16 protein-coding genes are annotated in these 9,301 nt (G+C 36.2%); 8 read left to right on the forward strand and 8 right to left on the reverse strand.

Annotation, left to right across the window (positions count from 1 at the left end):
- Nucleotides 1-38: 38 nt before the first annotated feature.
- Together SIB53_RS09275 and SIB53_RS09280 are read right to left on the reverse strand one after the other, a co-directional pair.
- A complete protein-coding gene (locus SIB53_RS09275) occupies nucleotides 39-542 on the reverse strand; it encodes an alternative oxidase (protein ID WP_413677934.1) in 504 nt (167 codons plus the stop codon).
- 118 nt (nucleotides 543-660) lie between these two features.
- A complete protein-coding gene (locus SIB53_RS09280) occupies nucleotides 661-837 on the reverse strand; it encodes a hypothetical protein (protein ID WP_269605792.1) in 177 nt (58 codons plus the stop codon).
- Nucleotides 838-1,356: 519 nt separating this feature from the next.
- Here SIB53_RS09280 and SIB53_RS09285 point away from each other — a divergent pair.
- A complete protein-coding gene (locus SIB53_RS09285; RefSeq protein WP_413677935.1) occupies nucleotides 1,357-1,569 on the forward strand; it encodes a hypothetical protein in 213 nt (70 codons plus the stop codon).
- A 290-nt stretch (nucleotides 1,570-1,859) separates the two neighbouring features.
- On the forward strand, nucleotides 1,860-2,120 hold the full coding sequence (locus SIB53_RS09290) for a hypothetical protein (RefSeq protein WP_413677936.1): 261 nt from the start codon (nucleotides 1,860-1,862) through the stop codon (nucleotides 2,118-2,120).
- Nucleotides 2,121-2,517: 397 nt separating this feature from the next.
- On the opposite strand, the gene SIB53_RS09295 is transcribed toward SIB53_RS09290, so the two are convergent.
- Together SIB53_RS09295 and SIB53_RS09300 are read right to left on the reverse strand one after the other, a co-directional pair.
- A complete protein-coding gene (locus tag SIB53_RS09295) occupies nucleotides 2,518-2,673 on the reverse strand; it encodes a high light inducible protein (RefSeq protein ID WP_187146463.1) in 156 nt (51 codons plus the stop codon).
- A gap of 149 nt (nucleotides 2,674-2,822) precedes the next feature.
- Nucleotides 2,823-2,930, reverse strand: coding sequence for a high light inducible protein (locus SIB53_RS09300; RefSeq protein ID WP_011294533.1), 108 nt, complete (start codon nucleotides 2,928-2,930; stop codon nucleotides 2,823-2,825).
- Nucleotides 2,931-3,095: 165 nt separating this feature from the next.
- Here SIB53_RS09300 and SIB53_RS09305 point away from each other — a divergent pair, with 165 nt between their 5' ends.
- From SIB53_RS09305 to SIB53_RS09315, 3 genes are all read left to right on the forward strand, one after another.
- A complete protein-coding gene (locus tag SIB53_RS09305; protein ID WP_011295188.1) occupies nucleotides 3,096-3,272 on the forward strand; it encodes a hypothetical protein in 177 nt (58 codons plus the stop codon).
- Between the two features lie 2 nt (nucleotides 3,273-3,274).
- Nucleotides 3,275-3,451: a hypothetical protein gene (locus tag SIB53_RS09310; protein ID WP_219087320.1), complete on the forward strand. Its 177-nt coding sequence runs from the start codon at nucleotides 3,275-3,277 to the stop codon at nucleotides 3,449-3,451.
- 107 nt (nucleotides 3,452-3,558) lie between these two features.
- Complete coding sequence (locus SIB53_RS09315) at nucleotides 3,559-3,696, forward strand: hypothetical protein (protein ID WP_219087321.1); 138 nt, start codon at nucleotides 3,559-3,561, stop codon at nucleotides 3,694-3,696.
- A gap of 225 nt (nucleotides 3,697-3,921) precedes the next feature.
- Here SIB53_RS09315 and SIB53_RS09320 read toward each other — a convergent pair whose 3' ends face one another.
- Nucleotides 3,922-4,140 (reverse strand): hypothetical protein, encoded by a 219-nt coding sequence (locus tag SIB53_RS09320; RefSeq protein WP_219045868.1) that lies wholly within the window; start codon nucleotides 4,138-4,140, stop codon nucleotides 3,922-3,924.
- Between the two features lie 89 nt (nucleotides 4,141-4,229).
- A complete protein-coding gene (locus tag SIB53_RS09325) occupies nucleotides 4,230-4,559 on the reverse strand; it encodes an ArsR/SmtB family transcription factor (protein WP_219087322.1) in 330 nt (109 codons plus the stop codon).
- Between the two features lie 138 nt (nucleotides 4,560-4,697).
- On the opposite strand from SIB53_RS09325, the gene SIB53_RS09330 reads away from it, so the two are divergent.
- Complete coding sequence (locus SIB53_RS09330) at nucleotides 4,698-5,723, forward strand: ArsJ-associated glyceraldehyde-3-phosphate dehydrogenase (RefSeq protein WP_219087323.1); 1,026 nt, start codon at nucleotides 4,698-4,700, stop codon at nucleotides 5,721-5,723.
- 9 nt (nucleotides 5,724-5,732) lie between these two features.
- Nucleotides 5,733-6,995, forward strand: a complete 1,263-nt coding sequence (gene arsJ, locus SIB53_RS09335) for an organoarsenical effux MFS transporter ArsJ (RefSeq protein WP_413677937.1) — start codon at nucleotides 5,733-5,735, stop codon at nucleotides 6,993-6,995.
- Nucleotides 6,996-7,042: 47 nt separating this feature from the next.
- Here arsJ and SIB53_RS09340 read toward each other — a convergent pair whose 3' ends face one another.
- Both SIB53_RS09340 and pstS read right to left on the reverse strand, forming a co-directional pair.
- Nucleotides 7,043-7,240, reverse strand: a complete 198-nt coding sequence (locus SIB53_RS09340; RefSeq protein WP_219087325.1) for a hypothetical protein — start codon at nucleotides 7,238-7,240, stop codon at nucleotides 7,043-7,045.
- A gap of 106 nt (nucleotides 7,241-7,346) precedes the next feature.
- Nucleotides 7,347-8,318: a phosphate ABC transporter substrate-binding protein PstS gene (gene pstS / locus SIB53_RS09345; protein WP_413679151.1), complete on the reverse strand. Its 972-nt coding sequence runs from the start codon at nucleotides 8,316-8,318 to the stop codon at nucleotides 7,347-7,349.
- A 474-nt stretch (nucleotides 8,319-8,792) separates the two neighbouring features.
- Between pstS and SIB53_RS09350 the strand changes: the two genes are divergently transcribed.
- Nucleotides 8,793-9,023 carry a TIGR02450 family Trp-rich protein gene (locus SIB53_RS09350; RefSeq protein ID WP_011294554.1) on the forward strand — a complete coding sequence of 77 codons (231 nt, stop codon included), beginning with the start codon at nucleotides 8,793-8,795 and terminating at the stop codon, nucleotides 9,021-9,023.
- Nucleotides 9,024-9,301 lie beyond the last annotated feature (278 nt).

Genomic DNA, 9,301 nt, shown 5'->3' on the forward strand with positions numbered 1-9,301 from the left:
AAAATTACCATTAAGAATGTCAACAAAAAGTTGGTGTCTTAACTTATCAAAGCAATTGCTTCTTTTAATTCGTTAGCATGATTGATCTCATCTTGAGCGATTTCACGTATCCTCTTATCATTCGGATTAACGGTTAGATACTTTGCATAAGTTTCGTACGCATGCTCTTCAATTTTTATATTGATATCGTATGCATTTGTTGGAGATAGTAAGTAATAAAAAACCATTACCCAGTAATAGAAGAGCACTAAATGCCTGGCAAGAACTCGATCAACCCAATATCTATTACCGCTTCGTGATTCCATCTCCTCTAAATGCTCCGTCTCATTGATTGCTTGGTAAAAATGAGCCTTCATAAGCTTGTTACTTAAAGGAGTCTTTAGACCAAGCGACTCTTGTAAATGCAAAACTGATAAGAATGCAAAATAAGGGGCTCTAGCAATCACCTCAAGGACCCAAAAACGTTGAATAGGTCTACCTTCGTAAATTCGATCAAGGATGCTAACACTGAAATCTAAAACAAATGAATTAAAACCTTTCATAAACTTCAATACTTATGGTTTAAGTATAAATACTCAAGAAAGAAATGCATTCTATAACTTATTTATTTAACTATCGATATCAACTGTAGCTGAATAGTAAATACACCGATATAAATAACTACCTTGCTCGAACAGGTTGATATGCAGGAATCATCTTTCCTCCACCAAAATCATCATCATCATCTGGAAGTGCTCTAGAAATTAGTTCTACGAGAACTAGAGCAGCCATAGGATAGAAGCACCATAAAACAGCTTTCCAGATGGGAAACGAGTCTACTAGCTGAAGCTCAGACATGTATCAGGAAATTGTTTGCATAAACCTAACTTATTTAAAAATATTTAGTGTTACGGTTAGCACGAAGTGAATGTTTTTCTTATAGATACCTGTGTAAAAAAATTACTTCACGCATCTATGTTTTCCACAGCTGCACAATCTCTAAAAAACTCCAAGTTCTAGAAAACAAGCAATTCCAATAAAAAAGACCCTAGGTATGGTGTCCTACGGGTCTGGGTGATGGGGAACTTATTTTTAACTGTTTTTCAACCAAATTGCAACCCCTACCATATCTGGTGTTAAAAAGATTAAAAAAACAGATACAAAGGCCCATATCTGGAATTAATAGCTTGCGTAATATGTACAGAGCGAGTAGTATTTTCGAATTACTGGGTGATGGGGATCTCTCAGTAGCATATCCCTCAAATATGAGGGTTTTTTTATGCCATGAATTTCTGTACGTAATTTCTATGATGGATTCAGGCAAAATTAGTTAATAAAGATTGATCTCATCATTAATTTCTTCTCAAGTAAAAAAAGATGGAACAAGTAACTGATGCAATTGGTAATCCGACAGCACTCTTAATAGAAAGAATTTTTTGGTTGGGGTTAGGCGGATTTTTAGGACTAGCAATAATAACTTCTTCTCTAAGGGGGCTAAAAGAAACAAAAAACAAGACGACACCAGTTTCAACTGATCAATTAGAGAATCTTGCAAAAAAAGCGATCCAACAAAACAGTAATAGCAATTGATATCAGTTATCAGAAATTTTTATAGCCACAAACAAATTTACTTATGGTGGCTAGGGCGAGAACCGTACAATCAGCTACCACTGATTAGATGATGAGCATATATGCTTAATACATATTCACAAAAACAATGAAATTAGTTCCTTACATATTTATGGCTGTTGCAATCTTCTCAGAAGTTTCAACAATCGCTACGACTCCTATTATCTAACTGAATCTCATTAATTGAGTATTCAGACCTAACGCGGTCGGGTGATTACCGACGTTAGATTGTATATAACTGATTTATATTCATGCTCAAAAAGATATTTAGAGCTGCTGGTTTTTTAGCTTTGTCTATTTTTATAACTTCAACCACTATATTTTCAGGAATTAACCCTGTAGTAGCAGCACAAATGGGTTCTGACATGAACAAAGACAACTCTATGGGTATTGTGATCGAAGAGTCGAGTGATGCCTTGGATGGTTCGAAAACTAGTGCTGCCCCAGACCTTGGAGATGATCAAGCATTTCCTTTTATTCCAGGTTTTGGTAAAAATTCCGGTAAAGACTAATTATCTTTTTGTTGAAAGTATTGATTGATAATAAATTACTATTTTTTTCGAAAGCTATAAAAAATCCACAGATATAAGTGGTAATTAGCTAAACCATTTTCATGGAAAAATGGGAATCAAAAATAATCATTTTTGTTATGTTTGCTGTGCTTGCAATAGGGTCAATTGCGCCATTGATCAGGATGATCAGTGATCGTATTTCCTAAGAATTAATTTGCTTGGACAAGCTGAGATTATTGGAGGAACTATTCCTAACATGATTGTTTTTGGCATTTTTTGCTTATTTAAATTTTTATTTTGCAAAACTGGAAAAAAGGTATTAAATGCTCGAATGGAACAAAAAAAATCTAGATAAAAATCTCTAGATTTATATGAAGATTGATTTGTCTAAAGCTATTTAAAATATGCCAGGAATAATTTGACCAGTAGTGATATAAGCGCCAAGTAAAGCAATCATTCCAATCATTGCCCAACGGCCATTGGTCTTTTCTGCTTCCTCAGGGTAGTTGGAATAGTTTTCAACTAATTGAGTTTGTACTTGGGTAGCAAACATGTTTTGCTTGCCATATTCAGTAATGATCTGATTAGAAGCAGAACTGTAAGCAGGGATTCCTGTTGGATCAACAGATTGACCTTCTGATTGATTATCAGTTGGATCTATTGATTGATCAGAAACTGGGTTACTAGAAGTCATATAAGAACCTAAAAAATACCTGGAATGATTTGACCTGTTGTTGCGTAAGCACCGAAAGCAGCTATAAAGCCGATCATTGCCATCCAACCATTAAACTTTTCTGCTTCTGGAGTCACGAGATTAAACTCAAATAATGGCCATGAATGTAAAGGAAAAGTAAAGGAATGTAAAGGGGGCACCCGTACACAGCAAAAGTTATCAGGGGTATTAGCTGAAGCAATATTTTTAATCCACGGTCTAATTAATAATTCCACTAACTTTGTTGAACTTAATTCAACTAGATGGATTTAATACCAGGTGTAGTTCTTTTCTTTGGAGCCATTGGAACTGTGGCTTTACTTGGTTGGGATACTTTCCAAAATCGTAAGCCAATTACTAAAGCCGAAATGCAGCAGTCTCGTGGAACTAGAGCAGCTAAGCCACAACAAAAGAGAAGAGGGTTGTTTAACAGAGGATAATTATGGGTGAAATTCAAACATACGCTTCAAACTCAGGAGAATTTAATTTCCTTTTCGTTCTAATCATTGTTGGAACTTATCTTCTCTATGAGGTTGGAAAGGCAATAATGGACAACAACGATGATGATGACATGGATGGAGGAATGACGATGCGTGTAGCAGATGGAGCACAGGCCTGAATTGACTACCAAAATAATATGTACTAATTGACAACAAAAATTTGTCGTCTTTAAACAGGTTTAGGGTAAATTGAATCTATAATTAGTCATCTATTTAATTAAAAATTTTGAGCGAAGAAAATATCAAAAGAAAAATAGATGCTTTATTAAAAGAACTTCAGGCGAAAACAGGAGTTTCGGAAGAGGAGATGGACGAATTTAAAAAAATTATGGAACTAGCAGATTTTTCACAAGACCAAGAATAATTTAGGTATAAGTCGGGATGAATGAAGGTTTAGCGAGATGCGAGTTTAGACCAAATAAGCAGTACCAACACGTTAAGCAATGCATATCCAACAGCAATTTGAAGTTGGTAAAAATAACCAACAATCGAAGAGGATCCCAAAATGATCAAACTAGTAATAAAAATATCTCTTGAAAAATTCACCTAAAAATATCAAGCACTATAAATATTCAGATTGAAAATAAAATCATGAAAGTCTTATTTGATTTTCAATCGAATAAGCATTGCTTGTGCAGGCCTCATTGCCTGTAACTTGAGAAACAGCAATAACGAGAAGGCTTAGAGAACCAACTGCTAAAGAAATTGTTCTAATAGCACTGGCTTTCTTAGAGATTTTCTTGCTCATATCAAAAAATCTTGATGTAATAAGAATATGATAACTATCCAAGCATAAAAGAGTATCCATTGATACCTAGTAGAAATAATTACCTAAAAATTATTAGAACAATTCTGAATAGAGCTAAATCAATTGAAAACAGATTTCAATTGATTGTTTTATTTACAAGCTTGCGATGGTTGTTGAGAGCTTTCTTTCAACAGTTCAATCCAATCTTGCAAAGAATTTAATGAGTCAATATTCAATTGGTAATAAACCCATCTACCAGTTTGCCTATCGGTAATCAAACCTGCGTCTTTTAAAACTTTTAAATGAAAAGAAATTTTCGATTGCGCCAATCCAATTTCATTAATCAAATCACAAACACATCGCTCTCCTCCTGAAAGAGACTCAATGATTTGCAATCGCAATGGATCAGATAAAGCTTTTAGCAATTTCCTGGCCATTGCATTTTCAAGAACTACTTCGCTCTTTATCGCTGTGGCCATCACAGAAGGAAAAATATAATCACATGATAAAACAAACTTCAGAAAAGGCTTGCATCGACAAACCTCTATATATCAATATAAATTGATATGAGGAATCTTATCCTTTATTGATTCACTCAATTAACTCAATTACAGGTTATGCGAATCGGTATTAATGGTTTCGGTCGAATAGGACGACTTGTTCTAAGAGCGCTCTGGGGTAGAGAGAATATCAAGATTACACATATCAACGATCCATTGGGTGATGCAAAGGGAGCTGCCCATTTGCTTGAATTTGATTCAGTACATGGTCGTTGGAACAAAGCAATAAGCAACGACCAAAACAACCTGAGTATTGAAAGTCAACCAATATCTTTTTCTCAAGAAAGTGATTTCACAAAAGTGCCATGGAAGGAAAAAGGAATAGAACTAATTCTCGAATGTTCAGGAAAATTCAAAACCCCTCAAACATTAAATCCTTACTTCGATACTCTTGGGATGAAAAGAGTTATCGTTGCATGTCCTGTTAAAGGTGAAATACAGGGAGAAGATGCTCTAAATATCGTCTACGGTATTAATCATGATTTATACGAGCCCAATAAACATCGCTTAGTAACAGCTGCATCCTGCACAACTAATTGCTTGGCTCCCGTTGTGAAAGTTGTTAATCAAGCTTTTGGTATTAAGCATGGATGCATTACAACACTCCATGACCTAACAAATACTCAGGTAATCGTTGATTCATTTAAGCCGGATTTAAGAAGAGCCAGAAGCGGATCACAAAGCTTAATTCCAACAACAACAGGTTCGGCAAAAGCGATAGGGATGATATTCCCGGAATTACAAGGAAAATTAAATGGCCATGCAGTTCGAGTTCCTCTCCTCAATGGATCTTTAACTGATGCTGTATTTGAATTAGAGAGAGAGGTAAGGCAAGAAGAAGTCAATCATGTGTTCAAAGAAGCTTCAGAAGGAGAGCTAAAAGGAATACTTGGTTACGAAGAAAAACCACTTGTATCAATCGATTATGTCAATGACTCGAGAAGTTCAATCATTGATGCTCTCTCAACCATGGTGGTCAATAAAACTCAACTGAAAGTCTATATTTGGTATGACAATGAATGGGGTTATAGCTGTCGAATGGCAGATCTCGTATCACATGTAATAAAGCTAGAAAAAGAATAAATATAAAGCATGAAATTATCGTCATTACAGCAATATGGAATCGTAACGACCAACTATTGGGCATTCACACTGACAGATGGTGCTCTAAGGATGCTAGTGATTTTTCACTTTCATAGCCTTGGATATACAACCTTAGAAATCGCTTTCTTATTCCTTTTTTACGAGTTCTTTGGCGTTATCACTAATCTCTATGGTGGATGGATTGGAGCAAGATATGGATTACGTCTAACACTATGGGTCGGGACTCTTTTACAAATCGGCGCCTTATTGATGTTGATACCAGTTTCGAGTGGTTGGTCGAAACTTTTGAGTGTCATTTATGTCATGGTTGCTCAAGCGATTAGTGGTATAGCAAAAGATCTCAATAAGATGAGTGCTAAAAGTGCCATCAAAACTGTCGTTCCAGACTCCTCAGAAGAAGATGGTGGAAATAATCAATTATTTAAATGGGTAGCTATCTTAACTGGTTCAAAAAATGCACTCAAAGGAGTTGGCTTCTTTCTTGGTGGATTATTGCTGACCAGTTTCGGTTTTAATAAAGCAGTTGAATTAATGGCTATCGGTTTAGGTCTGTCATTTCTAATGACATTGATTTTGCCTGGAGATATTGGAAAGATGAAAAACAAACCAATCTTTAAAGACTTATTTTCTAAATCTCAAGGGATCAATGTACTCTCTTTTGCACGCTTTTTTCTCTTTGGGGCAAGAGACGTATGGTTCGTCGTTGCACTACCTGTTTTTCTTGAAACGTATCTAAATTGGAATTTTTCTGAGATTGGAGCTTTTCTAGGATTGTGGGTTATTGGTTATGGTTTTATTCAAGCGTTTGCGCCGTCTTTAAGAAATTTATGGGGAAATAAAACAAGCCCAGGAGTTTCTTCTGTTCAATTCTGGAGCGCTACCTTAACTGCAATACCAGCGCTAATAGCAATAGCACTATGGCGACAAAGCAATCCAGAAATAGCAATTACAGCTGGATTGATATTATTTGGATTCATATTTGCAATGAACTCATCAATACATTCATATATGGTTCTTGCTTATACGGACAAGGAAAACGTGAGTCTAAACGTAGGCTTCTATTACATGGCAAATGCGGCAGGGAGACTGATTGGTACTCTCCTATCAGGAGTTTTATTCATGCTTGGAGCTAATGCCTCTATAGGAATGCAACTATGTTTATGGTGTTCAAGCCTATTTGTATTTATCTCATTGTTGACTAGTTTACGACTACCTCCAGTTTCAAGTGCTGTAGCTATTGAAAAAGCCTAAGATCCCATATCAATTAAAAATAAATTAAATATCATGCAAGAGAAATACTACTGAACCTCTGATTCTCGGTCATATTCAAGTCCAACTTCATTCATCCAAGCTGCTTTAGTTTTACAGTTTTTACCATGCTCGGCTAGATGTAATCCCTCAATCGAAATAAATAAAACAAGTATTGAAACTGGAACCCACCAAATGGGTGATCCAACTATTTGCTTCCAATTATTCATTGATTCTTTTTTTTTCATATTAAAGAGCTTTTTTTAAGCTTAAGTTAAGAAGTTACTAGCAAGCAAAAAAAGACAATAAAAAAAAGGAGGCTATTGCCTCCTTTTTAATTTATAAGGAATTAATTCACTTGCCAACACGCTTTACAGCAGCGCGAGACTTGGAAAGAATATCACCTTTTAGAGGAACAAAGCCAAGAGAAGGAGCCTTAGCCTGGGCTTTATCACTTAGTAGGTAGTTAAGTGAATCTCTAATGGCATCAGTGTTTCTACCATTACCAGTTTCGTAAGCAAGAATCCATGTAAGGGTTGCGATTGGGTATGCACCCTTGGCCTTAGGGTTAGGGTTATTACCGGCTAGATTTTTATCTAGTTGTATTCCATTAAGAGCAATCGCTCCAGCCTCGGTAGTTGGCTGTAAAAACTCTCCTGATAAATTTTGGAGAGCGGCTGCTTTGATTTCACCTCTAATATATGACTGGTTTACATAACCAATTGCACCAGGAGTGTTACGAATAACGCCAGCGACACCAGCATTACCTTTACCACCAACACCAGCAGGCCAGGCGACGGATTTACCTGTTCCTAGAGTCCATGTCTTAGAGAAAGCCTGCATGGAATTTGTAAAAGCCTTCGTAGTACCGGAGCCATCAGAACGATGTGCCCAAGTTAGTTTTCCTTCAGGGCAACCAACCTCTTTCCAGTTTGTAATTTTACCCATAGCAACACGAACAGCTTGCTCTTGAGTAAGTTTAAGATCGCAATCGTAGTTATAACCAAAAGCAATAGTGCCACCAACCATTGGGATTTGAACTAATCCCCGTGTAACTTTTGCAATATCTGTTGCTTTCATCGGATCATCAGACGCACCGAAATTAACGGTTTCATCAATGAAAGCTTTACGGCCAGAACCTGAACCAACAGCTTGATAGTTAACACGAGGTCCACGCTCTTTAGCTAAGTCAGAGAACCATCGAGTGTAGATTTTAGCGGGAAAAGAGGCTCCAGCTCCGCTGAGTCGAGCACCCGCAAAGGCACCTCCACCTGAGCCAAGAATAATTAAAGAGGAGAGGACAAGACTCTTCTTAGCAAAGCTCATCAAAGGTCTGCGACGTAAAAGCAATGAAAGCATAGGACGTGAAGGCACTAAGATTGATCAATATTTATTGATATAATCAATATAGCTTGATACAAGACTTACGGCAAAAAAACTAATTCAAAATAAACATATCTGTTTGATGGAGCGAAGCGGTATATTTATGACCAATATTAGGGCTGATGCTTGGATGAAAACCAATCATTAGATCAATCAAGCATTTAATAAGAAGTTGAAAAAACAAGTAAAATATCTTCTAATAATTTTAGTTTTGGTAATATGTACACCTATATATGTTAGGCAATACGAAAACACATATACAGATCCAAAAGAGCGAAAAGAGCTATCTGCCTCCGGAATATTTTTAGATTAATTATGATAAATTTACAAATATATAAAACATAAAAAAGGTTTAGGTGTATAAATTTAGACTAAAGTGAAAAATATAGAGAAGGCTTGAAGAAAAGAGGAAACTAAATGAGATGGCCACCGAATGCAGCTTGGACCTCAGCCGTAAAAAGAGAAGGTTATCGACATTTTGAAGTTAAAAGCTATGGAGGCAAAAAAGATGAACGGTGGGTAGAACTATTTCCAGTTAACAACAACGAAATTCTTATAAAAGTTCCATGGTCGGAATTAAAAACATATTCAAAGTGGACGAGTGGATGGCTTCAGTTGCCAAAAGATGAAGATTGCGATGGCAACTAATCTCTAGAGAAAATAAAAAACAGATATTTAAGTAATTATTCCTACACGGCTGACAGTGGTTTGTTCTTATATTTTTTGAACTTCTCAGGACAACCTTCTTTTTATACTGAGCTTTAGAAGGTTGTTTCTTTGAATAAAAAACGTCAGTGCTCCTCCCCAGAAGCCAATCAATTGATGACCAGTGCAATTGATTGCCTGACGTACACTTATCCTAGATTTTCCTTTTCATCAATAGTTCTGTAGGACCGTACGTATTTGGCAGGGAAACCGTAGAAAGA

The sequence above is a fragment of the Prochlorococcus sp. MIT 0916 genome, assembly GCF_047305155.1.
Lineage (GTDB): Bacteria > Cyanobacteriota > Cyanobacteriia > PCC-6307 > Cyanobiaceae > Prochlorococcus_B.

Bases quoted from the DNA above. Each gene is read 5' to 3' on its own strand.
- SIB53_RS09275 (WP_413677934.1), bottom strand. From the start codon at position 542: ATGAAAGGTTTTAATTCATTTGTTTTAGATTTCAGTGTTAGCATCCTT.
- SIB53_RS09280 (WP_269605792.1), bottom strand. From the start codon at position 837: ATGTCTGAGCTTCAGCTAGTAGACTCGTTTCCCATCTGGAAAGCTGTT.
- SIB53_RS09285 (WP_413677935.1), top strand. From the start codon at position 1,357: ATGGAACAAGTAACTGATGCAATTGGTAATCCGACAGCACTCTTAATA.
- SIB53_RS09290 (WP_413677936.1), top strand. From the start codon at position 1,860: ATGCTCAAAAAGATATTTAGAGCTGCTGGTTTTTTAGCTTTGTCTATT.
- SIB53_RS09295 (WP_187146463.1), bottom strand. From the start codon at position 2,673: ATGTTTGCTACCCAAGTACAAACTCAATTAGTTGAAAACTATTCCAAC.
- SIB53_RS09305 (WP_011295188.1), top strand. From the start codon at position 3,096: ATGGATTTAATACCAGGTGTAGTTCTTTTCTTTGGAGCCATTGGAACT.
- SIB53_RS09310 (WP_219087320.1), top strand. From the start codon at position 3,275: ATGGGTGAAATTCAAACATACGCTTCAAACTCAGGAGAATTTAATTTC.
- SIB53_RS09320 (WP_219045868.1), bottom strand. From the start codon at position 4,140: ATGGATACTCTTTTATGCTTGGATAGTTATCATATTCTTATTACATCA.
- SIB53_RS09325 (WP_219087322.1), bottom strand. From the start codon at position 4,559: ATGGCCACAGCGATAAAGAGCGAAGTAGTTCTTGAAAATGCAATGGCC.
- SIB53_RS09330 (WP_219087323.1), top strand. From the start codon at position 4,698: ATGCGAATCGGTATTAATGGTTTCGGTCGAATAGGACGACTTGTTCTA.
- arsJ (WP_413677937.1), top strand. From the start codon at position 5,733: ATGAAATTATCGTCATTACAGCAATATGGAATCGTAACGACCAACTAT.
- SIB53_RS09340 (WP_219087325.1), bottom strand. From the start codon at position 7,240: ATGAAAAAAAAAGAATCAATGAATAATTGGAAGCAAATAGTTGGATCA.
- pstS (WP_413679151.1), bottom strand. From the start codon at position 8,318: ATGAGCTTTGCTAAGAAGAGTCTTGTCCTCTCCTCTTTAATTATTCTT.
- SIB53_RS09350 (WP_011294554.1), top strand. From the start codon at position 8,793: ATGAGATGGCCACCGAATGCAGCTTGGACCTCAGCCGTAAAAAGAGAA.